This is a genomic window from Stenotrophomonas sp. PI_27 (assembly GCF_027854495.1).
GTDB lineage: Bacteria > Pseudomonadota > Gammaproteobacteria > Xanthomonadales > Xanthomonadaceae > Stenotrophomonas > Stenotrophomonas pavanii.
In genome coordinates, this window is record NZ_JAJNOF010000022.1 from 1 (window position 1) to 22,597 (window position 22,597).

The 22,597-nt window shown below is 68.6% G+C and carries 24 protein-coding genes; all 24 read left to right on the forward strand.

The genetic code is table 11. The annotated features are described in order from the left end of the window. The coding region (locus LRM18_RS19385; protein ID WP_270955310.1) for a flagellin at positions 1-760 on the forward strand (760 nt) is incomplete at its 5' end. Positions 761-1,201: 441 nt separating this feature from the next. Next, positions 1,202-2,617 carry a flagellar filament capping protein FliD gene (fliD, locus tag LRM18_RS19390; RefSeq protein WP_053462823.1) on the forward strand — a complete coding sequence of 472 codons (1,416 nt, stop codon included), beginning with the start codon at positions 1,202-1,204 and terminating at the stop codon, positions 2,615-2,617. A gap of 128 nt (positions 2,618-2,745) precedes the next feature. Then, positions 2,746-3,162, forward strand: a complete 417-nt coding sequence (fliS, locus tag LRM18_RS19395) for a flagellar export chaperone FliS (protein ID WP_005416447.1) — start codon at positions 2,746-2,748, stop codon at positions 3,160-3,162. After that, positions 3,159-3,452, forward strand: coding sequence for a hypothetical protein (locus tag LRM18_RS19400; RefSeq protein WP_049466169.1), 294 nt, complete (start codon positions 3,159-3,161; stop codon positions 3,450-3,452). Before fliS ends, LRM18_RS19400 begins: the two co-directional genes overlap by 4 nt. Continuing rightward, positions 3,449-4,027 (forward strand): PilZ domain-containing protein, encoded by a 579-nt coding sequence (locus LRM18_RS19405; RefSeq protein ID WP_049466167.1) that lies wholly within the window; start codon positions 3,449-3,451, stop codon positions 4,025-4,027. The genes LRM18_RS19400 and LRM18_RS19405 overlap by 4 nt, the downstream gene beginning before the upstream one ends. 92 nt (positions 4,028-4,119) lie before the next feature. Then, positions 4,120-4,752, forward strand: coding sequence for a response regulator transcription factor (locus LRM18_RS19410; protein WP_032959406.1), 633 nt, complete (start codon positions 4,120-4,122; stop codon positions 4,750-4,752). Positions 4,753-5,073: 321 nt separating this feature from the next. After that, on the forward strand, positions 5,074-6,483 hold the full coding sequence (gene rpoN, locus LRM18_RS19415) for an RNA polymerase factor sigma-54 (RefSeq protein ID WP_270955311.1): 1,410 nt from the start codon (positions 5,074-5,076) through the stop codon (positions 6,481-6,483). Between the two features lie 14 nt (positions 6,484-6,497). Next, positions 6,498-6,875 carry a response regulator transcription factor gene (locus LRM18_RS19420; protein WP_005409556.1) on the forward strand — a complete coding sequence of 126 codons (378 nt, stop codon included), beginning with the start codon at positions 6,498-6,500 and terminating at the stop codon, positions 6,873-6,875. Continuing rightward, the gene (locus tag LRM18_RS19425; RefSeq protein WP_053462827.1) at positions 6,872-8,377 is read left to right on the forward strand and encodes a sigma-54 dependent transcriptional regulator; all 1,506 of its coding nucleotides are present in this window, start codon (positions 6,872-6,874) and stop codon (positions 8,375-8,377) included. Before LRM18_RS19420 ends, LRM18_RS19425 begins: the two co-directional genes overlap by 4 nt. A 741-nt stretch (positions 8,378-9,118) precedes the next feature. Continuing rightward, the gene (fliE, locus tag LRM18_RS19430; protein ID WP_014037113.1) at positions 9,119-9,484 is read left to right on the forward strand and encodes a flagellar hook-basal body complex protein FliE; all 366 of its coding nucleotides are present in this window, start codon (positions 9,119-9,121) and stop codon (positions 9,482-9,484) included. A 13-nt stretch (positions 9,485-9,497) separates the two neighbouring features. Beyond that, complete coding sequence (gene fliF / locus LRM18_RS19435; RefSeq protein ID WP_064238479.1) at positions 9,498-11,144, forward strand: flagellar basal-body MS-ring/collar protein FliF; 1,647 nt, start codon at positions 9,498-9,500, stop codon at positions 11,142-11,144. A gap of 7 nt (positions 11,145-11,151) precedes the next feature. Continuing rightward, a complete protein-coding gene (fliG, locus tag LRM18_RS19440) occupies positions 11,152-12,138 on the forward strand; it encodes a flagellar motor switch protein FliG (RefSeq protein WP_024958226.1) in 987 nt (328 codons plus the stop codon). Then, entirely contained in the window at positions 12,135-12,776 is a 642-nt protein-coding gene (locus LRM18_RS19445; protein WP_130768116.1) for a FliH/SctL family protein, read from the forward strand. The genes fliG and LRM18_RS19445 overlap by 4 nt, the downstream gene beginning before the upstream one ends. Further along, entirely contained in the window at positions 12,773-14,158 is a 1,386-nt protein-coding gene (locus LRM18_RS19450) for a FliI/YscN family ATPase (RefSeq protein WP_049466155.1), read from the forward strand. The genes LRM18_RS19445 and LRM18_RS19450 overlap by 4 nt, the downstream gene beginning before the upstream one ends. A 3-nt stretch (positions 14,159-14,161) precedes the next feature. Then, the gene (gene fliJ / locus LRM18_RS19455; RefSeq protein ID WP_021203862.1) at positions 14,162-14,629 is read left to right on the forward strand and encodes a flagellar export protein FliJ; all 468 of its coding nucleotides are present in this window, start codon (positions 14,162-14,164) and stop codon (positions 14,627-14,629) included. Next, complete coding sequence (locus LRM18_RS19460) at positions 14,629-15,801, forward strand: flagellar hook-length control protein FliK (RefSeq protein ID WP_154330537.1); 1,173 nt, start codon at positions 14,629-14,631, stop codon at positions 15,799-15,801. The genes fliJ and LRM18_RS19460 overlap by 1 nt, the downstream gene beginning before the upstream one ends. Positions 15,802-15,994: 193 nt before the next feature. Continuing rightward, a complete protein-coding gene (locus LRM18_RS19465) occupies positions 15,995-16,510 on the forward strand; it encodes a flagellar basal body-associated FliL family protein (protein ID WP_005416435.1) in 516 nt (171 codons plus the stop codon). A gap of 10 nt (positions 16,511-16,520) precedes the next feature. Next, the gene (fliM, locus tag LRM18_RS19470; RefSeq protein ID WP_014647040.1) at positions 16,521-17,525 is read left to right on the forward strand and encodes a flagellar motor switch protein FliM; all 1,005 of its coding nucleotides are present in this window, start codon (positions 16,521-16,523) and stop codon (positions 17,523-17,525) included. Then, a complete protein-coding gene (fliN, locus tag LRM18_RS19475; protein WP_005409543.1) occupies positions 17,522-17,857 on the forward strand; it encodes a flagellar motor switch protein FliN in 336 nt (111 codons plus the stop codon). Before fliM ends, fliN begins: the two co-directional genes overlap by 4 nt. Then, positions 17,854-18,273, forward strand: coding sequence for a flagellar biosynthetic protein FliO (fliO, locus tag LRM18_RS19480; RefSeq protein WP_053495137.1), 420 nt, complete (start codon positions 17,854-17,856; stop codon positions 18,271-18,273). The genes fliN and fliO overlap by 4 nt, the downstream gene beginning before the upstream one ends. Before the next feature lies 1 nt (position 18,274). Next, complete coding sequence (gene fliP, locus LRM18_RS19485; RefSeq protein ID WP_049466148.1) at positions 18,275-19,054, forward strand: flagellar type III secretion system pore protein FliP; 780 nt, start codon at positions 18,275-18,277, stop codon at positions 19,052-19,054. A 59-nt stretch (positions 19,055-19,113) separates the two neighbouring features. Then, positions 19,114-19,383 carry a flagellar biosynthetic protein FliQ gene (locus tag LRM18_RS19490; RefSeq protein WP_005413254.1) on the forward strand — a complete coding sequence of 90 codons (270 nt, stop codon included), beginning with the start codon at positions 19,114-19,116 and terminating at the stop codon, positions 19,381-19,383. A 13-nt stretch (positions 19,384-19,396) separates the two neighbouring features. Beyond that, positions 19,397-20,188, forward strand: coding sequence for a flagellar biosynthetic protein FliR (gene fliR, locus LRM18_RS19495; RefSeq protein ID WP_046430450.1), 792 nt, complete (start codon positions 19,397-19,399; stop codon positions 20,186-20,188). A gap of 167 nt (positions 20,189-20,355) precedes the next feature. Then, positions 20,356-22,488, forward strand: a complete 2,133-nt coding sequence (locus LRM18_RS19500) for a bifunctional diguanylate cyclase/phosphodiesterase (RefSeq protein WP_057494245.1) — start codon at positions 20,356-20,358, stop codon at positions 22,486-22,488. Positions 22,489-22,597 lie beyond the last annotated feature (109 nt).

Genomic DNA, 22,597 nt, shown 5'->3' on the forward strand with positions numbered 1-22,597 from the left:
CTCGTTCTCCAGCCAGCTGTTCCAGGTCGGCGCCAACGCCGGCCAGGCCATCGCCATCGACAAGACCATCGATGCCAAGGCCGGCTCGCTGGGCACCTCGACCTTCGCCACCGGCGCGACGGCTGCCCTGGCTGCCAGCACCGACGGTGCCCGCTTCTCCGGCACCGTGATGGGCGTGGACATCGGCACGGTTGAAGTGAAGGCCGGCGCCACCACGGCCGATGCCTCCAAGGCCGTCGCCACCGCCATCAACGCCAAGATCGGCGAGGCCGGCATCTACGCCGAAGCCAATGCCGACGGCACGCTGAAGCTGAGCTCGGTGAAGGAAGGCAAGGCCGTTGCCGCTGCCGACATCGCGCTGATGCGCAGCGACTACGACGCGACCGCCAAGACCTGGGGTACCGCGGCTGCGGCAGGCGCCTACACCGCTGGCGCCGATACGGCGGCCAACGTGCAGAAGCTGGACGTGAGCACCGTGCTCGGCGCCCAGCAGGCCCTGGAAGTGGTCGACAAGGCCCTGGGTGCGATCAACAGCACCCGTGCCGACCTCGGTGCGATCCAGAACCGCTTCACCTCGGTGGTGGCCAACCTGCAGACCTCGTCGGAAAACCTGTCGGCGTCGCGCAGCCGCATCAAGGACACCGACTTCGCCAAGGAAACCGCCGAACTGACCCGCACCCAGATCCTGCAGCAGGCCGGTACGGCCATGCTGGCCCAGGCCAACCAGGTGCCGCAGGGCGTGCTCAGCCTGCTGCGCTGATCCACGGCAAGAAGGCGCCGCTACCGTCGGATCGAACCGACGGTAGCGGCAACCGGGAAGCCACGATGCACGAAGGCGCGGGCCATGCCCGGCCCGGGATCACTCCCGAACCGGCTTGGCATCGCCCGCTCCTGCGGACCTCTCTTTCAGCGCTGTACCTTTGACTGTACGTACCGGGCGGCTTCGTCTCCCCCCGATTGTCAGTAGCCTGATCCCTCCCCTGCATTGGGGGAGGGTTTTTTGCAGACCCCCGGCAGCCCGCGGTGAACCCACCCGCACCCTGCCCCAGGCCTCCTGCAACCCGCGTGCCAGAACCTGCGCCAGAGCATTGGCACGGCACGTGCATCAACGAAGTCCTCAAGACCCAGCGGCGCAGGCCGCTATTTTCGTTGACGACGGGCCACCGCACGGCGGCCAGGCCCGGATACCAGGAGAAACGACGTGGCAGACTTTGGATACGGTGGCATCGGCTCGGGACTGGACATTTCCAGCATCGTCAACCAGCTGGTCGCAGCTGACCGCAAGCCCGCCGACAATGCGCTGAACCTGCAGCAGTCCAAGGCCAAGATGCAGCTGTCGTCGATCGGCACCGTCACCGCGGCCTTCGACAAGCTGAAGACGGCGCTGACCGCACTGAAGGCCACCACCGCGTTCGACACGCGCACGGTGACCGCCAGCAAGGGCGGCGACAAGGGCACCGACGAGATCCTGACGGCCTCGGTCGCTCTGTATGACGTCGGCACCACCAAGGCGGCAGCCTCCAACGGCACGCACGTGGTCAACGTCACCTCGCTGGCCACCGCGCACAAGCTGATCGCCGACACTTCGGTACCCAAGACCGACACGTTTGCTGCCGGAACCTTGACGCTGACCGTCGGCGTGGGCGACAACGCCAAGACCATGAACGTGGAGGTGGAGGACGGCGACACGCTGACCACCATCCGCAACAAGATCGACGCGGCCGGCCGCAAGGAAGGCGTGCAGGCCACCCTGATCAGTTCCGGCGACAACCAGTACCTGTCGATCGCCCAGGAAAAGACCGGTGCCGCCAACGCGATCAAGCTCGAATACGCCGGCAGCGATGCCAAACTGGGCGGCCTGGTCAACAGCCTGAAGCAGAACACCGCCGCTGCCGATGCCGAGCTGACCATCGATGGCGTCAAGGTCGTCAGCGCCAGCAATACGGTGGCCGATGCGGTCCCGGGCCTGACCCTGAACCTGAAGATGCCGGGCACCAGCACGGTGACCATCAGCACCGACACTGCTGCGGCGACCAAGGTGATGCAGGAGTTCGTCACCGCGTACAACGCCGCACTGGCGGCCATCAACACCGAAACCAAGTACGACGCCAAGACCAAGGAAGCCTCCACGCTGACCGGCGATGCGCAGATGCGCGGCGCCACCAGCCAGCTGCGCTCGGTGATGTCGAGCGTGCTCAAGGACCTGGCCGGTGACAAGCTCGATGCCAAGGCGATCGGCCTGGACACCCGCGGCTACCCCAATGCCGACGGCACGCTGATCCTGGACACCACCAAGTTCGCCGCCGCCCTGGCCAGCCAGCCAGAGAAGATGCGCCAGGCGATCACCGGTGACACCGGCGGCGCCGGCAAGCTGTACACGCTGGTTGACGGTTATGTGAGCACCACGGTCGGCAAGGAAGGTGCCTTCGTTGCCCGCACCAAGGGCCTGAACACCACGCTGGACAACATCGACAAGCGCCGCAAGGACCTCGACACGCGCATGAAGAGCGTGGAAGAGCGCTACAAGAAGCAGTTCCTGGCGCTGGACAGCCTGATGGGCAAGCTGCAGCAGAGCAACACCGCGCTGCAGCAGCAGCTGGCCCAGTTGAACCGCTGACGGAACGTGCGCGGCACTCAAGTTTGCCGCGCCATGCACCGATAACGGACGCAACAGCAATCATCGCCGCGCCGTCGGCACCGGTCCCCGCGATCACCCGACGGCACCCCGCGCAAGGAGAATCACGAATGTACGGTTCCAGCCGTCAATATGCCGAGCAGTACCGCCAGGTGGGGGTGACCAGTGCGGTCGCCGATGCCGATCCGCACAAGCTGGTGGCGATGCTGCTGGCCGGCGCGCTGGAGCGCGTGCGCCGCGCCCTGGCCAGCCTTGAACGCGGTGACCAGGCCGGCAAGGGCAAGGCGATCGGCGAAGTCTGCGCGATCGTCGGCCACCTCAACGGCTCGCTGGACCACGAGGCCGGCGGCGAGATCGCCGGCAACCTGTCGGCGCTGTACGACTACGTGCTGCAGCGCCTGACCGAAGCCAACCTGCACAACGACCGCGCCGCGCTGGATGAATCGCTGCAGCTGCTGGGCGAGATCGACAGCGCCTGGAACGCGATCCCGCACGAACAGCGCCGCCCCGCCGCGGTGGCACCATGAGCCTGCACGCGCTGCATGCGCAGCTGGATGCCTTCGAGAAGGCGCTGGGCGATGATGCGCTCGACCGGGCCGACAGCCTGCTCGACGGCCACGACAGCACCCTGCACGCCCTGCTCAGCCAGCCGCTGACCGCGGCCGACCACGCGCCGCTGAGCGCCCTGTTCGAGCGCCAGCAGAGCCTGCTGGGCCTGCTGCGCCAGCGCCGCGACGCCGTAGCCGCGCAGATGAACGATGGCCAGCGCTCCCTTCGCGCCGCGCATGCCTACCTGCAGGCAGAATCGCTGGCATGACCCAGTTGCCGACCACGTCGCTGCACCACCCAGCCGAAAGCGAGCTGTTCGACGAAACGCTCAGCTGCGAACTGGCGCTGCCGGCCGAGTTCCAGGCAGGCAGCGCAGCCGGCCGCACCAGCAGTGCCGAAGGCCTGCTGCGCAGCCTGGCACTGGTGGAGGACAGCCGCGTCGACGAGCACGACGAACGCAACGAAGCCAGCCTGCAGCTGCAGCGGCTGGAAGCCAAGCTGGACCTGGCGATGGTGCTGCTTGGCCGGCTGGTACGCCAGCAGGGCCAGGAACTGACGCTGCGCCCGGTGCGCTGGTCGCGGCGCGGCATCCGCCTGCAGCTGGGTCCGCGCAGCGGTGCCAGCCCCGGCCAGGCCGGGGTGGTGCGCCTGCAGCCCAGCGACTGGCTGCCCGACCACATCGACCTGCCGGTGGAGGTCGTCGCAGAAGCCGCCGACGGTAGCGGCGGGCACTTCCTGTGGCTGCGCTTCCAGCGCTTGGGCGATGGCCTGGAGATGGCGATGGAACGGCACCTGTTCCGCTTGCACCGCCGCCAGGTGGCCGAGGCACGCCGCGCACGCTGAAACCCGTCCCCTTGGCGCCGCACGGCCGACCCTTGGCGCGCCCGTTCAGCTAAGTTAAGGTGGATGCCCCTACACGGATCTGCTGCGTGCCTGTGCGAGTTCTCATCGTCGACGATCACACCCTTGTCCGCGCCGGCCTGGCGCGGCTGCTGCAGGGGTTTGCCGACGTGCAGCTCGTCGCCGAGGCCAGCAACGCCGAACAAGCACTGCAGCTGTCCCTGCAGCACGCACCGGACGTGGTGCTGATGGACCTCTCGCTGCCGGGCCGCACCGGCCTGGAAGCGCTCAGCGACATCCGCCTGCGTGCCCCCGGTACCCGGGTGGTGATGATGACCATGCACGACGATGCCGCCCACGTGCGCGATGCGCTGGATCGTGGCGCGGTCGGGTTCGTGGTGAAGGACGCCGCACCGCAGGAACTGGAACTGGCACTGCGCGCCGCGCACGCCGGCCAGGTGTTCCTGAGCCCGCAGATCTCGGCCAAGATGCTGGCGCCGATGCTGGGCCGCGAGAAACCCACCGGCATCGCCGCACTCTCACCGCGCCAGCGCGAGATCCTGCGCCGCATCGGCAAGGGCGAGAGCAACAAGGAAATCGCCGCCGATCTCGGCATCAGCGTCAAGACGGTGGAAACCCATCGCGCGCGGATGATGGAGTCGCTGGGCTGCCGCCGCGCCAATGACCTGCTGCTGCTGGCCGCGCGCCATCAGCACGAGCTCGAGTAAGCGCCGGTCCCGGGGTCAGCGCCCTTTCCCGCGGAAAGGGACCTGACCCTGCGACACCCTGCATCGGCGACGAAATCCCGTCACCCCGACATTCCCTGACAGGAATCCGTACCCCAGCCGCCGCGCACCCAGCGGCCTCGCCACGACGAATCAATGACTTGGCGGCGCATTTCGTCAATTTCCCGCGTCAGTGTAGGGAATCCCCCTACACCCTGTCGGGAGTTCCACGAAATGCATCAGGAACCCCCCGATTCCGTCCTCACCGGATGAAAAGCAAGATGCGTTCCACAAGGCGCCGGGGAGCGGTGCCGGGGAACCACGATGAAGGCTGCACTCTCGACCCAACTGGGCCAGCAACTCCACCTCACCCCGCAACTGCTGCAGTCGATCCGGCTGCTGCAGCTCGATGGCCTGCACCTGGAGCAGGAAATCCAGCGCCTGCTGGACTCCAATCCGCTGCTGGAGATCGAAGAGGCCGAGGCGCCGGCTGCCGACGCCACCGAAGCCAGCACCCCCACGATCGATACCGCCGCCTTTGACGAGCTGCCCGAGCCGTCGATGTGGGACGTGGCCGGCGCCAGCTGGCAGGACGGCGACGACGACCGCATGGCGCGCATCGCCGCCGGCGAGTCGACCGACCCACAGCTGCGCGTGCTGCAGCGCCTGTCGCTGGACATGGACGATCGCCAGCTGGCGGTCGCCGCCTTCTGGCTGGACCAGTGCGATGAGGCAGGCTACCTGCAGGCGCCGCTGGCACAGCTGCAGCTGCTGGCCAGTGCCCAGTTCGACATCGCTGCCGACGGGGTGGAAGCCATCCGCCAGCAGCTGCTGCATGGCGAGCCCGCAGGCATGGCCGCCCAGGACCTGCGCGAAGGCCTGCAGGCGCAACTGCGCAGCCTGCACGGCGTCGTGCCGGCCCGCCACTTGGCCGCCCGCATTCTCGACGGCGTGCTCGAAGCGCTGGCCGCGCACGACTACCCCGCCCTCGCCCGCCTGCACGATGCCGAGATCGACGACGTGCGCGAGGCCGTGCGCCTGATCCTCTCGCTGCAGCCGCGCCCGGGCGACAGCCTGCTGCCCGAACGCAACGCGGTGGTGGTGCCGGACGTCGTCGCCTGGCACGCCGACGGGCAGTGGAAGGTCGCCCTGAACCCGGCCACCAGCCGCCGCGTGTCGATCAACAGCCAGTACGAACAGGTGCTGGCCGAAACCAGCGACGCCGCCCCGGCGTTGCGCGAGATGCTGCAGGAGGCGCGCTGGTTCAGCCGTGGCCTGTCGATGCGCTACGACACCCTGCTGCGCACGGCGCGGGTGATCGTCGAGCGCCAGGCCGCCTTCCTGGTGCGCGGCGAAGAGGCCATGGCGCCGTTGACCCTGAAGGAAGTGGCCGAGGAAATCGGCATGCATGAGTCCACCGTCTCGCGCATCACCACCGGCAAGTTCCTGCAAACCCCGCGCGGCACCTTCGAGCTGAAGCACTTCTTCGCCGTGCGCCTGGAGGGCGCTAGCGTCTCCGGCCAGGCGGTGAAGGCCATGGTCCGCCGCCTGATCGACGCCGAACCGGCCGGCCGCCCGCTGGCCGACGAGGCCATTGCCGGCCTGCTGTCGCGCCAGGGGGTGAACATTGCCCGCCGAACCGTCGCAAAATACCGAGAACAACTGGATATCGCCCCGGCCCGCGAACGGCGCCGGCTCAGCGCCAGGCAACCCCAGCTGGCCCGGGTGGGCTGAAAAGGATGTTGGACATGAACAAGCTCACGGTCCTGCTGGTCGATGACCACGAAGGCTTCATCAACGCGGCGATGCGCCATTTCCGCAAGATCGACTGGCTGCAGATCGTCGGCAGCGCCGGCAACGGCCTGGAAGCGATCGAGCGCTCGGAAACGCTGCGCCCGCAGGTGGTGCTGATGGATCTGGCCATGCCGGAAATGGGTGGCCTGCAGGCCACCCGCCTGATCAAGTCGCAGGACGATGCGCCGTACATCGTGATCGCCAGCCACTTCGACGACGCCGAGCACCGCGAACACGCGCTGCGCGCCGGCGCCGACAACTTTGTCAGCAAGCTGTCCTACATCCAGGAAGTCATGCCGATCCTGGAAGGCCTCAGGGAGGAACAGTCGTGAGCGAATCGCGCATCCTGGTGCTGGACAACGACGCCGTGCGCGCAGAGCGCACCGTTGCCCTGCTGGAATTCATGGACTTCAACCCGCGCTGGGTGTCCGACGCAGCCGACTTCGACCTGGGCCGCCAGCGCCAGAACGACTGGATGGCGGTGATCGTCGGCAGCCTGGACGACAGCGCTGCCAGTACCGCGCTGTACCACTGGCTGGGCGGCAGCAGCCTGCCGCCGCCGGTGCTGCTGGCCGACGGTGATGCCGCTGCGTTTGCCCAGCAGCACGGCCTGCACGAAGCCAACATCTGGCCGCTGGAAACGCCGCTGCGCCATGCGCAGATGGAGGCCCTGCTGCGCCGTGCCAGCCTCAAGCGCCTGGACGCCGAGCACCAGGCCGGTGCCGCGCAGGACCAGGGCCCGACCGGCAACGGCCCGGCAGTGACCGCGCTGCGCACCATGATCGAACAGGTGGCCGCGTTCGATACCACCGTGCTGGTGCTGGGTGAATCCGGTACCGGCAAGGAAGTGGTGTCACGCGCGATCCACCAGCGCTCGCCGCGCCGCGATGGCCCGTTCGTGGCAATCAACTGCGGCGCCATTCCGGCCGACCTGCTGGAAAGCGAACTGTTCGGCCACGAAAAGGGTGCCTTCACTGGCGCACTGACCGCGCGCAAGGGCCGTTTCGAAATGGCCGAGGGCGGCACCCTGCTGCTCGACGAAATCGGCGACATGAGCCTGCCGATGCAGGTGAAGCTGCTGCGCGTGCTGCAGGAACGCAGCTTCGAGCGCGTCGGTGGCAACCAGACCATCCGCTGCAACGTGCGCGTGGTGGCCGCGACCCACCGCGACCTGGAGACCCGCATCGCCGAGGGCAAGTTCCGCGAGGATCTGTTCTACCGCCTCAACGTGTTCCCGATCGAAGTGCCCGCGCTGCGCGAGCGCCGCGAGGACCTGCCGGCGCTGGTGGAAACCATCGCCGCGCAGCTGGCCCGCACCGGCCGTGGCGAAGTGCGCTTCACTCCCGAAGCGCTGCAGGCGCTGTCCAGCTACGAATGGCCGGGCAACGTGCGCGAGCTGACCAACCTGGTCGAGCGCCTGGCGGTGCTGCATCCGGGTGGCTCGGTGCGCGTACAGGACCTGCCGGCCCGCTATCGTGGCGACGCCGCACTGGCCGCGGTGGCCGCACCGGCACCGGCAGCGCCGGTGGCCAGCGAAGACCGCCTGGACCTGCGCAGCTTCTCCTTCCATACCCCGGGCAGCGGCAACCAGCCGGCGCTGGAACACGGTATCGCCGTCAATCGCCCGGCGGCGCCGGCGGCACTGCCCGACGATGGCCTGGACCTGCGCAACCACATGGCCAACATCGAACTGGGCCTGATCAACGAAGCACTGGAACGCACCCAGGGCGTGGTCGCCCACGCCGCCCAGCTGCTTGGCCTGCGCCGTACCACTCTGGTGGAAAAGCTGCGCAAGTACGGCATCGAGCGCGAGCAGGCCGAGCTGGCCGGCTGAACCGCGCTACCAGCATGAAGGGGGCACGAACGCCTGGGCTTGCCCGGGCGTTGGTGTTTGTAGTGCCCGGGGTCAGATCCCTTTGCGCAGGAAACGGATCTGGCCCCGGATGTTCCGCGCACCGATGGCCACATCGGCCGCAGCTGCCGCAACCAGCGCCCCGCCCCCTACACCTTGCTGTTGACCGGCCAGAGCCATCGCTAGGGCCGTTTCGTCGACACCCAGCACGCGGGCCCCATCGCACCGCGCCAGCGCCAGAATTCCGGCCGCTGCACCCTGCAGCCATAGGCCAGAAAACCGACGCCGGTTAAATGACGCCGCCAATGGGGTCAGAGCCCGTTGCGTCGCAACGGGATCCGACCCCGTGCCAACCAACGGTCGGCGCCCACCATCAGTAGCAGGTTCCAACAGATCGCGGCCACCTGTCGAAGGCGGGGTGGGTCCGGTTGCGGGGTGTCCGCGGCATGGATGCCGCGGCCAAGCCCCCAAGGACGGGTTTACGGCGTCCCCGTAACCGGACCCACCCCGCCATCCCTCCGTAGACCCGCTTCTGCTGTTGCTCCGGCTTCGGCCGTTGCCGTTGAGGTTGCCGGCCAGCGGCCGGCACCACCGCGGGGAGCGGGGTGCAACCCCGCACGCACATCCAATCTCCTCACGTCACTGAATCGAAAACCGGTTTCGGCACGGCACTTGCACTGGCTACAGCAGACAACCCCATCCCTGTTTCTGGAACCGTTGCAGATGTCCCACTCCGTCACTTCGATCCTTTCGCAGATCCGCTCCTATCAGACCCAGATGGGACAGCCGGCGCTCAACCCGCTGGGCGAAACGCCGCGCAGCAATGCCCTGCCGGGCACGGTGCTGGACGCGCCGCAGGTGCAGCCGGCCAGCTTCACCGAAACCCTGCGTGGTGCGATTGCCGGCGTCAACGATGCGCAGCAGAAGTCCGGCGCCCTCGCCAAGGCCTTCGAGATGGGCGACCCCAGCGCCGACCTGGCCAAGGTCATGGTCGCTTCGCAGCAGTCCCAGATCGCCTTCCGCGCCACCGTGGAAGTCCGCAACCGTCTCGTCCAGGCTTACCAGGACGTGATGAACATGCCGCTGTAAGGAATAGAGACGCATGGCACTGACGCTCTCCAAGGACAGCCTGAACGCCGAGAAGGCCGGGCAGTGGTTCGACCGCCTGCAGAGTCTGCAGATCACCCGTCGGCTGGGCCTGATGGCAATGATCGCGGTGGCGGTGGCGGCAGGCCTGTCCGTGTTCTTCTGGTCGCAGAAGCCGGGCATGGTCCCGCTGTACACCGGCCTGGACCAGAAGGCGACGGCGGAAGCGACCGACCTGCTGCGCGCCGCGCAGATTCCGTTCGCACTCGACCCGGCCACCGGTGGCATCACCGTGCCGGAAAAGAACCTGCACGACGCTCGCCTGAAGCTGGCCGGCTCCGGCCTGACCGACAGCGGCAAGCTCGGCTTCGAGCTGATGGAGCGCGATCCCGGCTTCGGCGTCAGCCAGTTCGTGGAAAGTGCGCGTTACCAGCACGCACTGGAAACCGAGCTGTCGCGCACCATCAACACGCTGCGCCCGGTGCGTGATTCACGCGTGCACCTGGCCATTCCCAAGCCCAGCGCGTTCACCCGCCAGCGTGACGTGGCCAGCGCCTCGGTCACCCTGGAACTGCGCGGCGGCCAGCAGCTGGAACGCAGCCAGGTGGACGCCATCGTGCACATGGTCGCGGCCAGCATTCCCGACCTCGCGCCGGAACGGGTGACCGTGGTCGACCAGAGCGGGCGCATGCTCAGCATCACCGACCCGAACAGCGAAGCGGCGGTCAACGCCGCCCAGTTCGAGCAGGTGCGCCGCCAGGAAACCTCGTTCAACCAGCGCATCCGCGAGCTGCTGGAACCGATGACCGGCCCCGGCCGGGTCAATCCGGAAGTGAGCGTGGACATGGATTTCTCGGTGACCGAGGAAGCCCGTGAGCTCTACAACGGTGAACCGCAGAAGCTGCGCAGCGAGCAGATGAGCGAGAACACCACCAGCACCCCGGGCCCGCAGGGCGTGCCCGGCGCGACCAGCAACAGCCCGCCGGGCCAGCAGGCCGCACCGGCCACCGCGCAGGCCCCGACCGAAAGCAGCAAGAACGCCACCCGCAACTACGAGCTGGACCGCACCCTGCAGCACACCCGCCAGCCGGCCGGCCGCATCAAGCGCGTCTCGGTGGCGGTGCTGGTGGACAACGTGCCGCGTGCCGGTGCCAACGGCAAGATGAGCCCGCAGCCGCTGTCGGCTGCCGAACTGACCCGCGTCGAAGCGCTGGTCAAGCAGGCCGTCGGCTTCAACGCCGAGCGTGGCGACACCGTGTCGGTGATGAATGCCCCGTTCGTGCGCGAGACCACGCCTGAGGAAGGCCCGGCGTGGTGGGAGCTGCCGTGGGTGCACGATGCCGGCCGCATGCTGCTGGGCGCGGTGGTGGTGCTGGCGCTGCTGTTCGGCGTCCTGCGCCCGGCGCTGCGCGCGATCACCGGCCAGAACAGGAAGGACGACCCGCAGGCACTGGAGCCGCACACCGCAGACGTGCAGCTGGTCGATGACGATGGCACCCCGCTGCCGGCGCTGGGCGCCGACCGGGTCAGCCTGGCCGGGCCGGACGCACTGGCCCTGCCGGTGGATTCTTATGAGGAACGACTGCGGATGGCGCGTGAAGCCGTGAAGACCGACTCCAAGCGCGTGGCCCAGGTGGTCAAGGGTTGGGTGGCCAATGACTGAGGCAGCCCTGACCGGCGTGCAGCGCGCCGCCGTACTGCTGCTTTCGCTGGGTGAGCTGGACGCGGCCGAAGTGCTGCGCCACATGGAACCCAAGGAAGTGCAGAAGATCGGCATCGCCATGGCCACGATGACCGACATCACCCGCGAGCAGGTGGAACGGGTGATGGACCAGTTCGGCCAGGAGCTGGGCTCGAAGACCTCGCTGGGCGTGGGCTCGGACGACTACATCCGCAACATGCTGGTGCAGGCGCTGGGCAGCGAGAAGGCCGGCAACCTGATCGACCGCATCCTGCTGGGCCGCAACACCACCGGCCTGGACGCGCTGAAGTGGATGGACCCGCGCGCGGTGGCCGACCTGGTGCGCAACGAGCACCCGCAGATCATCGCCATCGTGATGGCGCATCTGGAAACCGACCAGGCCGCCGACGCGCTGAAGCTGCTGCCCGATCGCACCCGCGTGGACGTGCTGCTGCGCATCGCCACCCTCGACGGCATCCCGCCGAACGCGCTCAATGAACTCAACGAGATCATGGAGCGCCAGTTCGCCGGCAACCAGAACCTGAAGTCGTCGAACATCGGTGGCGTGCAGTGCGCGGCCAACATCCTGAACTTCATGGACAGCGGCCAGGACCAGGCCATCCTGGGCGAGATCGCGCGCATCGATGCGCCGCTGAGCAACCGCATCCAGGACCTGATGTTCGTCTTCGACGATCTGGTCGACCTGGACGACCGCGAGATGCAGCTGGTGCTGCGCGAAGTCAGCGGCGAGCGCCTGGGCCTGGCCCTGCGCGGCGCCGACATCAAGGTGCGCGACAAGATCACCCGCAACATGTCGCAGCGCGCGGCCGAGATCCTGCTGGAAGACATGGAGGCCCGCGGACCGGTGCGCTTGTCCGACGTGGAAGGCGCGCAGCGCGAGATCCTGGCCATCGTCAAGCGCATGGCCGATGAAGGCACCGTCACCATCGGCGGCAGCGCGGAGGCCATGCTGTGAGCAACGTCGTGCGCTGGCTTGCCCCGGACCTGCTGGCCCAGCCCGAACCGCTGCTGGAGCAGGAGGACGCGTTCGAACTCACCGAGCCGGACCCGGAACACGAACCGGAGCCGCCGCTGCAGCTGCCCACCCTGGAGGAAATCCAGGCGATCCAGGACAGCGCCGAGAAGGAAGGATTCGATCAGGGCCATGCCGAAGGCTACGGCCAGGGCCAGGCCGAGGTGCGTCGCCTCGCCGCGCAGATCGAAGGCATCCTCGACAACTTCAGCCGGCCGCTGGTGCGGCTGGAGAACGAAGTGGTCGGCGCCCTTGGCGAACTGGCGGTGCGCATCGCCGGGGCACTGGTCGGCCGCGCCTACGAGGCGGAGCCGGCACTGCTGGCGCAGCTGGTCGGCGAAGCGATCGACGCCGTGGGCGGCAGCACGCGCGAGGTGGAAGTGCGGCTGCATCCGGATGACATCGCCGCGCTCGCCCCGTTGCTGAACCTGTCGCCGGCGCAGCGCCTGGTACCGGATACCAGCCTCAGCCGCGGCGACCTGCGCGTGCACGCCGAAGCGGTGCGCATCGACGGCACCCTGGAAGCCCGCCTGCGCGGTGCGCTGGATGCGGTGATCCGCCAGACCGGAGCGACGGCATGAGCGCTGCACCGCAAACCACGACGCCGCCGGCCGACTGGGCCGTGGCCCGCAACCTGCGCCTGGCCCGGCGCCTGGATGGCCTGCGCGTGGATACCGCGCATGGCCGTGGGCTGATCCGCGAGGGCGTGCTGCGCCGCGCGGTCGGCCTGACCCTGGAAGCGGTCGGCTGCGAGGCGCCGCTGGGCGCCAGCTGCAAGGTGGAAGTGGTCGATGGCGGCTGGGTCGATGCCGAAGTGGTCGGCTTCGCCGGCGAACGCACCTACCTGATGCCCAGCGCCGAACTGCATGGCCTGCTGCCCAATGCGCGGGTGGTGCCGTCGGCGCGCCGGGGCGGCGTGGAAGTGGGCGAAGGCCTGCTCGGCCGCGTCATCGACAGCGACGGCGTGCCGCTGGACGGCAAGGGGCCGATCCGCGCCGAAGGCCACGTCGGCATGGCCGGCGTGTCGATCAACCCGCTGGCGCGTGAACCGATCACCCAGCCGCTGGACGTGGGCGTGCGCGCGATCAACGCGCTGCTGCCGATCGGCCGCGGCCAGCGCGTCGGTCTGTTCGCCGGCTCCGGCGTCGGCAAGTCGACGCTGCTGGGCATGATGACCCGCTACACCGCCGCCGATGTGATCGTGGTCGGCCTGATCGGTGAACGTGGCCGCGAAGTACGCGATTTCGTCGAGACCACGCTGGGCGAGGAAGGCCTGCGCCGCGCGGTGGTGGTGGCCAGCCCCGCCGACCGGCCACCGCTGGCGCGCCTGCACGGTGCCTACCGTGCCACCGCCATCGCCGAGTGGTTCCGCGACCAGGGCCTGAACGTGCTGCTGCTGATGGACTCGCTGACCCGCTTTGCGCAGGCGCAGCGCGAGATCGGGCTGTCGGTTGGCGAACCGCCGACCACCCGCGGCTACCCGCCGTCGGTGTTCGCCAAGCTGCCGGCGCTGGTCGAGCGCGCCGGCAATGGCGCAAAGGGCCGCGGCTCGATCACCGCGTTCTACACCGTACTGACTGAAGGCGATGATCCACAGGACCCGATCGCCGACGCCGCGCGCGCGATCCTCGATGGCCACATCCTGCTTTCGCGCCGCGTGGCCGACAGCGGCCTGTACCCGGCCATCGACGTCGAATCGTCGGTCAGCCGCGTGGTCACGGAAATCGCCGACGAGCCGTGGCGCCTGCGCATCCGCAAGCTGAAGCGACTGGTCTCGGCCTACTCGGCCAACCGGGACCTGATCGCGATCGGTGCCTACCAGCGCGGCAACGACGCGGCCACCGACGAAGCCCTGGAACGCTGGCCGGAAATCATGGAGTTCCTCGGCCAGGACGTTGCCAAGGCCGCAGATCTCCCGCACAGCCAGGCGGCGCTGCAGCGCCTGGTGGAACAAGAGAGTTAAGCCATGAACCAGTCCAAGCGCATCGATCCCCTGCTCAAGCGGGCCCAGGAACACGAGGACGCGGTCGCCCGCGACCTGGCCGAACGCCAGCGCGTGCTCGACACCCATCTGTCGCGCCTGGACGAACTGCGCCGCTATGCCGAGGAGTACGCCAACGCCCAGATGGCAGCGACCAGCCCGGCACAGCTGCTGAACCGCCGCGCCTTCCTTGATCGCCTGGACAGCGCGGTCGAGCAGCAGCAGGCCACGGTCAACGGCAACCGCGAAAAAGTGGAGGCCGAGCGCGCGCGCCTGATCCTGGCCAGCCGTGACAAGGCGGTGCTGGAGCAGCTGGCCGCCAGCTACCGCGCGCAGGAAAAGGTGGTGACCGACCGCCGCGACCAGCGCGAGATGGACGATATCGGTGCGCGGCGTGCGCGCCTGGTGCAGGCCGAAGACCAGGACGGCACCGAGCAGGGAGGCCGCCCGTGATGCCCGCTCCGCTCGCCAGCAGCGCCAACACCACCACGCCAGCCGCCAGCAACAGCGCCGCGCGTGCCCCGCGCAGCGAAGGCGGCAAGGATTTCAGCCAACTGCTGCAGGGTGGCGCACCCTCTTCACCCGCGCCTGCCGGCGGCGCCACGACGCCGACGCCGACGCCATCCACGCCCAGCCAGCCATCGACCGCCGACAGCCATGGCCAGGCACCGGGCGAACGCAACGCAGACGGCGAAGCGGCAACCGCTGAAACGTCCCCGCTGCCGCCCGTTGCCGTGACCCCGGCTGGAGCCGGCACCGACAAGGACAAGCCTGCCGCAACCGAGGACGCCCCGTGGCCACCGCTCGGCCTGGCCGGCCTGGTGCTGGCGATGCCGGCGCCTGCCGATCCAGCGGCCGCCCTGCCGACCACCGCTGCGCCATCGCTGGCCAGCGACGGTAGCGCGCTGCCCGCTCCCCCTGCCGCGAACACGGCACTGCCTGCAGCCGCGCCGGCAGCGGCAAGCGCAGCGCCAGTGGTGGCCGACGGCAAACCGGCGGCGACCAACGCTGACGACGCCACCGCACTGCCCCTGCCGGAGATGATCCTGCCCGGCAAGCGCAGCGAGCGCGCCGAAGGCAGCGATGTGGCCGCCGTTGGCGACCGCGCCAGTGCGCCGCTGCTGCACGCACCGCCAGCGGCCGCCGTGCAGGACCTGAAGGCCGCACTCGCCACCGGCACCGCGATCTTCAATGGCGAACCGACGCCCAAGCCCGTGCTCGGTGACGAGGGCTTCGATCAGGCCATCGGCGCACGCCTGGGCTGGCTGGCCGACCAGAAGATCGGCCACGCCCACATCCGCCTGAGCCCGGACGACCTGGGCCCGGTCGACGTGCGCCTGCAGTTGAACGGCGACAAGGTGCATGCCAGCTTCAGCAGCCCGCACGTGGACGTGCGGCAGGCACTGGAAAGCAGCCTTCCGCGGCTGCGCGAGCTGCTGGGCGAACAGGGCTTCCAGCTGGCCCACGCCGACGTCGGCCACCAGGCACCGGGCGGTGACGGCAATGCGTCGGGCCAGCCCGGTGGCGGCAGCATGAGCGGCGACGGAGAACCGACGCCGGGCGACGCCAGCGTGTCGGCCGCGCAGTTGATCCGCCAGCGCGGCTTGCTGGACGCCTACGCCTGACAGGCGTGCCAGCCAAGGTTGGCACCCACCAGCGCTGGGCGGTTGGCACCCGCCCGGGCACCCTGCACTAGCGCCAGCGAGGATCGGCACCCTCCCGTCCGCGCCTCCGACGGAATTCCGTCGCACCCCACTGCCCCGCCTTCGGCACACCCCTTGCATATCCCGGTGAAGCAACCCTCAGGAGCTTCACCCCGTGGCCGCAGCCGCTGACAAAACCAAGAAGACCGCCGAGAAGGACAAGGCCGCCAAGCCGCGCAGTCCGATCCTGATCACCGCACTGGTGGCCGTACTGGCTGCCGCTGCCGCTGGTGGCGGCGTGTGGTTCTTCACCCAGTCCAAGCACGAAGAGAAGACCGCGCAGGCGCCGAAGAAGAGCGCGACCCCGGCCCCGGCACAGTACTTCGCGCTGGACCCGGCGTTCGTGGTCAACCTCAATGGCCCGGTCGACGGCCCGCGCTACCTGCAGCTGGAGGTCCAGCTGATGACCCGCGACCCGGCCGCACTGGAAGCGATCAAGACCCATGCCCCGGCCATCCGCGCGCGCCTGCTGATGCTGTTCTCGCAGGTCAGCCCGGACCAGATCGCCGATGTCGCCGGCAAGCAGAAGCTGCAGGCCGCGTCGCTGGCCGAGGTGCAGAAAGTGCTCAAGGCCGAGACCGGCAGCAACGGCGCCGACGATCTGCTGTTCACCAGCTTCGTGACCCAGTAAGGGCCCACCGATGAATGATCTGCTGTCCCAGGACGAGATCGATGCCCTGCTCCACGGCGTGGACAGTGGCGCGGTCGAGACCGATGCGGAACCCCCGTCAGGCGAAGCGCGTTCGTACGACTTCGCCAGCCAGGACCGCATCATCCGTGGTCGCATGCCGACCCTGGAAATGGTCCACGAGCGCTTCGCGCGCCTGTGGCGGATCGGCCTGTTCAACCTGATCCGGCGCTCGGCCGAGCTGTCGGTGCGCGGCATCGAACTGATCAAGTTCAACGACTACATGCACTCGCTGTATGTGCCGACCAACCTGAACCTGATCCGCTTCAAGCCACTGCGCGGTACCGGCCTGATCGTGTTCGAGCCGACCCTGGTGTTCGCCATCGTCGACAACTTCTTCGGCGGCGACGGGCGCTACCCCACCCGCATCGAGGGCCGCGAATTCACGGCCACCGAAATGCGGGTGATCCACCTGCTGCTGAAGCAGACCTTCGCCGATCTGCGCGAAGCGTGGGCACCGGTGATGGATGTCGACTTCGAGTACATCAACTCGGAGATCAACCCGCACTTTGCCAACATCGTGACGCCGCGCGAATACGTGGTGGTGTGCCGCCTGCACGTCGAGCTCGACGGTGGTGGCGGCGACATCCACGTCACCCTGCCCTACTCGATGCTGGAACCGATCCGCGAACTGCTCGACGCCGGCATCCAGAGCGACCGCAACGACCGCGACGAGAGCTGGGGCAAGACCCTGCGCGAGCAGCTCAACATCGCCGAAGTCACCCTGTCCAGCGTACTGGCCAGCAAGCGCATGACGCTGCGCGACCTGACCCAGCTGAAGGTCGGCGACATCCTGCCGATCGAGCTGAGCCCGCAGGTGCCGCTGTGCGTGGAGAACATTCCGGTGTTCACCGGCGAGTTCGGCATCGCCAACGGCATGAACGCCGTGAAGATCACCGCTACCCATCCACCGGGCACCCGCCCGCGCGTACCCGTCATCCAGGAAGACCCGCAATGAACGATATCGACGCCCTCGAACCGACCCCGGCCCAGTTCAGCAGCCTGCAGGCCGACGAGGCCAACGGTCCGGACCTGAACCTGGACGTGATCCTCGACGTGCCGGTGACCCTGTCGCTGGAGGTCGGTCGTGCCCGCCTGCCGATCCGCAACCTGCTGCAGCTCAACCAGGGCTCGGTGGTGGAACTGGAGCGCGGCGCCGGCGAATCGCTGGACGTGTTCGTCAACGGCACCCTGATCGCACACGGCGAAGTGGTGGTGATCAACGACCGCTTCGGCGTGCGCCTGACCGACGTGGTCAGCCCGAGCGAGCGGATCCGGAGACTGCGTTGAGCCTGCTGGCCTCCACCCTGCTGGCGGTCGGCAAGACCGCCGCCCCGATCGGTCCGCAGGTCGGCCAGCATGCGGCGGCCGCGCCCAGCCTGTTCGGCGCGGTGCTGGCGCTGCTGGCGGTGCTGGCGCTGGTGATTGGCCTGGGCTGGCTGCTCAAGCGCATGCCCGGCAGCGGCTTCCGCCCGGCCGAAGGCATGAAGCTGGTGGCCAGCCTCAGCGTCGGCGCCAAGGAGCGCGTGGTAGTGGTGGAGGTCAATGGCCAGCAACTGCTGCTGGGCGTCACCGCCGGCGGCATCAACACCCTGCATGCCCTGCCCGAACCGCTGCCGCCGCCGGCACCGGTGCGCGTGCCGGACTTCAAGAACCTGCCGAATTTCGCCCAGCTGCTGCAGCAGCGGCTGCGCAAGGATCCCTGACATGCGTGTCACCCGTACCCGTCTTGCCACCCTGATGCCGTGGCTGCTGTTGCTTGCCCTGTGCCTGTTGCCGGCGCTGGCGTTCGCCGCGCCCGGTGCCCCGGCCACCCCGCTGCCGGACGTCAATGTCGGCAAGATCGGCGGCCAGCCGGTCAGCCTGCCGCTGCAGACCCTGCTGCTGATGACGGCGATCACCCTGATCCCGTCGATGCTGCTGGTGCTGACCTCGTTCACCCGCATCATCATCGTGCTGGGCCTGCTGCGCCAGGCGCTGGGTACCGGCCAGACGCCGTCCAACCAGGTGCTGCTGGGCCTGGCCCTGTTCCTCACCGCGATGGTGATGATGCCGACCTGGGACAAGGCGTGGAGCGCGGGCATGGCGCCCTACCTCAACGGCGACATCGACTTCCAGACCGCCTGGACGCTGACCACGCAGCCCCTGCGCGGGTTCATGCTGGCGCAGATCCGCGAGACCGACCTGATGACCTTCGCCGGCATCGCCGGGCATGGCACCTACGCCAGCCCCGACGCGATCCCGTTCCCGGTGCTGGTCGCCTCGTTCGTCACCAGCGAACTGAAGACCGCCTTCGAGATCGGCTTCCTGATCTTCATCCCGTTCGTGATCATCGATCTGGTTGTGGCCAGCGTGCTGATGTCGATGGGCATGATGATGCTCTCGCCGATGCTGGTGTCGGCGCCGTTCAAGATCCTGCTGTTCGTGCTGGTCGATGGCTGGGTGCTGACCGTGGGCACGTTGGCGGCCAGCTTCAATCCGGCCTGATATCCCCCACAAAGCGCCGTCGAGCATGGCTCGACGCTGCACAAGCAGATGGAACCCGAATGTCTCCCGAACTTGCCTTGACCGAACTGCGTGGCGGCCTGATCACCGTGCTGTGGGTGGCCGGACCGCTGCTGCTCACCGTGCTGGTGGTGGGCGTGGTGGTGGGCGTGGTGCAGGCCGCGACCCAGCTCAATGAACCGACCATTGCCTTCGTCGCCAAAGCGGCAGCGCTGACCGCGGTGCTGTTCGCGCTGGGCAGCCTGCTGATCGGCCACCTGGTTGAATTCACCACGCTGCTGTTCCAGCGCATTCCACACCTGATCGGCTAGGGCACGCGCTTCGATGGACGCCGCGACACAGATGGCGGCCGACGGCCTGCAGGCCTTCGGCATGATCGGCACGGTGCTGTGGACCATGCTGCGCATCGGCGCAGTGGCCATGGCCATGCCCATGGTCGGCACGCGTGCGGTGCCATCGCGGGTGCGCGTGGTGCTGGCCGGCACCCTGGCCATCGCACTGGCCCCGCTGCTGCCCCCGGTACCGGACTGGACCGGCTTCGACGCGGCTACGGTGCTGACCATTGCCCGTGAACTGGCCATCGGCGTATCCATCGGCTTCATGCTGCGGCTGGTGTTCGAAGCCGGCGCGATGGCCGGCGAACTGATCGCACAGGGCACCGGCCTGGCCTTCGCGCAGATGAGCGATCCACTGCGTGGGGGAACCTCCGGCGTGATCGGACAGTGGTTCTACCTGCTGTTCGGCCTGCTGTTCTTCACCGCCAACGGCCACCTGGCGTTGATCTCGCTGCTGGTGGACAGCTATCGCGCGCTGCCGATTGGCGCCCCGCTGCCGGACCCGCATGCCTTCTTCAGCATCGCCCCCACCTTCCTGCTGACCGTGCTGCGCGGCGCGCTGAGCCTGGCCATTCCGCTGACCGTGGCGATGCTGGCGGTGAACCTGGCCTTCGGCGTGCTGGCGCGTGCCGCCCCGGCACTGAACCCGATCCAGCTGGGTCTGCCGGTCTCGCTGCTGCTGGGCCTGTTCCTGCTGGCCCTGCTGGCCGGGGAAATGGGGCCGCCGGTACAGCGACTGTTCGACGCCGCCTTCCAGGCTGCGGACGCGGTCACACACTGACCCGGTCATCACGAATTGCCGCTTGAAGTCCCCCCCGGTCTGCGCGTTAGAGTGAATGCGCGGCAACCGGGGGGATGCCGCACCTGGCCGGCGCCCGTCCGCGTCGGCCTGCCTCATGCATGCCCCACCGTAGTTTCCGTCGACAGGCAGGTCCGGGAGACTGACGAATGCTGGTAGGCACGTACAACCCGTGGCTGGTGGCGATCTCACTGCTGGTTGCCGTGATGGCGTCGTACACGGCGCTGGCGATGGCCGGACGCACGGTCACCGCCCCCGGCAAGGGCGCGGCCTGGTGGTGGCGCCTGGGCGGCGGCTTTGCCATGGGCCTGGGCATCTGGTCGATGCACTTCATCGGCATGCTGGCCTTCGACCTGCCCATTCCACTGGGCTACGACCTGCCCATCACCCTGCTCTCGCTGGCGCTGGCGATCGCCTCGTCGGTGTTCGCACTGTGGCTGGTTTCGCTGCGCACCCTGCCCCACCCGCGATTGGCCGGTGGTGCTCTGCTGATGGGCACCGGCATTGCCGGCATGCACTACGTCGGCATGGCGGCGATGCGCATGCAGCCGGGAATCGACTACGACCCGGGCTGGCTGCTGCTCTCCCTGGTGGTGGCGGTGGCCGCATCGTGGACCGCGCTGTACGTGGCGTTCCGCCTGCGCGCGCAGCGCACCCGCGTCGGTGACCGGTTGGCAGCCGCGGGCCTGCTCGGCCTGGCCATCGTCGGCATGCACTACACCGGCATGGCCGCCGCGCGTTTCCCGGAAGGCAGCATCTGCGGCGCGGCGGTCGGCGATGGCCTGCAGAGCGAGTGGCTGGCGATGCTGGTGGTGGTGCTGACGGTCGCGATCCTGGCGGTAGTGCTGGTGGTTTCATGGCTGGACCAGCGGGTGGAGGCGCAGCTGCTGCGGCTGCGCAACTCGATGCTGAGCACCTCGTTGACCGATGCCCAGCAGGAACTGACCCAGGCCGCGCTGCACGATCCACTGACCCGCCTGCCCAACCGCCTGCTGCTGCAGCGGCGCATCGTGCAGGCGCTGGCCGAAGCCGAACAGGGCGGCAACCGCTTTGCGGTGATGTTCATGGACCTGGATGGCTTCAAGCAGGTCAATGATGCCTACGGTCATCAGGCCGGCGACGCGCTGCTGGTGGCGGTGGCCGAGCGTACCCGGCAGCTGCTGCGGCCCAACGACATGCTGGCCCGCCTGGGCGGCGACGAGTTCGTGCTGGTGGTGCGCATCGAGCACGACGAAGACCTGCCGACCCTGGCCCGGCGCATCCTGCAGGCGGTGGGCAGCGGTCCGCTGCTGCAGGACAACGAACTGCAGGTGACCGCCAGCATCGGCGTGGCGATCTGCCCGGACCACGCCGCCAGCGAGCGCCAGTTGATGGCCTTCGCCGACGCGGCGATGTACCAGGCCAAGGAGTCCGGTCGCAACGCCTTCGTGCTCTTCGCCGACTGGATGAACGACAGTGCCGAACAGCAGTTCCGGCTGCTGGCCGACCTGCGCCGGGCCATTGGCAGCGAGCAGTTGTTCCTGCACTACCAGCCCAAGATCCGCGTGGCCACGCAGAAGGTGGCGGGTGCCGAGGCGCTGATCCGCTGGAAGCACCCGGAGCATGGGCTGATTCCGCCGGACCGTTTCATCCGGCTGGCCGAGCGCAGCGGCGCGATCAACGAGATCGGCCGCTGGGCGCTGGACCAGGCCTGCCGCCAGCTGCGCCACTGGCACGATGCCGGCCACGAAGGCTGGTCGATATCGGTGAACCTGTCGCCAGTGCAGTTCGGCTCGCCCCACCTGCTGCGCGACGTGCGCGAAGTGATCGAGCGCCATCGCATTCCCGCGCGCCACCTGGTGCTGGAGATCACCGAAAGCACGGTGATGCGCGACACCGACACCAGCCTGCGCCTGCTGCAGGCGCTGTCGGCGCTGGGCGTGGGCATCTCCATCGATGATTTCGGGACCGGCTATTCCAGCCTGCTGTACCTGAAGCGGCTGCCGGCCACCGAGATCAAGATCGACCACGCCTTCGTGCGCGACCTGGAACACAGTGCCGAGGACGTGGTGATCGTCTCGGCGATCGTGGCGCTGGGCCACGCGCTGGACATGGACATCGTCGCCGAGGGCGTGGAGACCGCCGCGCAGCGCGCCTACCTGGAGCGCCTGGGCTGCGACTTCCTGCAGGGCTACCTGCTCGGCCGCCCGGTCGACGCGGCACGCTTCATGCAGCTGCACGACCTACCACGGCCGCGGGTGGAACTGGCGCAGAGCCCACCGCCGCAATACCCGCCCGGCTGACACCGGGCCACGCGCGCCCGCCATCACGGAACGATTCCTGCGGCACTCTCCTGTAGAGCCGAGCTCATGCCCGGCTGTGCTTCGCGCCTGGCCCCAACCGTAGCCGAGC

Bases quoted from the DNA above. Each gene is read 5' to 3' on its own strand.
- fliM (WP_014647040.1), top strand. From the start codon at position 16,521: ATGAATGATCTGCTGTCCCAGGACGAGATCGATGCCCTGCTCCACGGC.
- LRM18_RS19450 (WP_049466155.1), top strand. From the start codon at position 12,773: ATGAGCGCTGCACCGCAAACCACGACGCCGCCGGCCGACTGGGCCGTG.
- fliE (WP_014037113.1), top strand. From the start codon at position 9,119: ATGTCCCACTCCGTCACTTCGATCCTTTCGCAGATCCGCTCCTATCAG.
- LRM18_RS19405 (WP_049466167.1), top strand. From the start codon at position 3,449: ATGACCCAGTTGCCGACCACGTCGCTGCACCACCCAGCCGAAAGCGAG.
- LRM18_RS19420 (WP_005409556.1), top strand. From the start codon at position 6,498: ATGAACAAGCTCACGGTCCTGCTGGTCGATGACCACGAAGGCTTCATC.
- fliP (WP_049466148.1), top strand. From the start codon at position 18,275: ATGCGTGTCACCCGTACCCGTCTTGCCACCCTGATGCCGTGGCTGCTG.
- LRM18_RS19400 (WP_049466169.1), top strand. From the start codon at position 3,159: ATGAGCCTGCACGCGCTGCATGCGCAGCTGGATGCCTTCGAGAAGGCG.
- fliS (WP_005416447.1), top strand. From the start codon at position 2,746: ATGTACGGTTCCAGCCGTCAATATGCCGAGCAGTACCGCCAGGTGGGG.
- fliN (WP_005409543.1), top strand. From the start codon at position 17,522: ATGAACGATATCGACGCCCTCGAACCGACCCCGGCCCAGTTCAGCAGC.
- fliR (WP_046430450.1), top strand. From the start codon at position 19,397: ATGGACGCCGCGACACAGATGGCGGCCGACGGCCTGCAGGCCTTCGGC.
- fliJ (WP_021203862.1), top strand. From the start codon at position 14,162: ATGAACCAGTCCAAGCGCATCGATCCCCTGCTCAAGCGGGCCCAGGAA.
- LRM18_RS19460 (WP_154330537.1), top strand. From the start codon at position 14,629: ATGCCCGCTCCGCTCGCCAGCAGCGCCAACACCACCACGCCAGCCGCC.
- rpoN (WP_270955311.1), top strand. From the start codon at position 5,074: ATGAAGGCTGCACTCTCGACCCAACTGGGCCAGCAACTCCACCTCACC.
- fliF (WP_064238479.1), top strand. From the start codon at position 9,498: ATGGCACTGACGCTCTCCAAGGACAGCCTGAACGCCGAGAAGGCCGGG.
- LRM18_RS19500 (WP_057494245.1), top strand. From the start codon at position 20,356: ATGCTGGTAGGCACGTACAACCCGTGGCTGGTGGCGATCTCACTGCTG.
- LRM18_RS19490 (WP_005413254.1), top strand. From the start codon at position 19,114: ATGTCTCCCGAACTTGCCTTGACCGAACTGCGTGGCGGCCTGATCACC.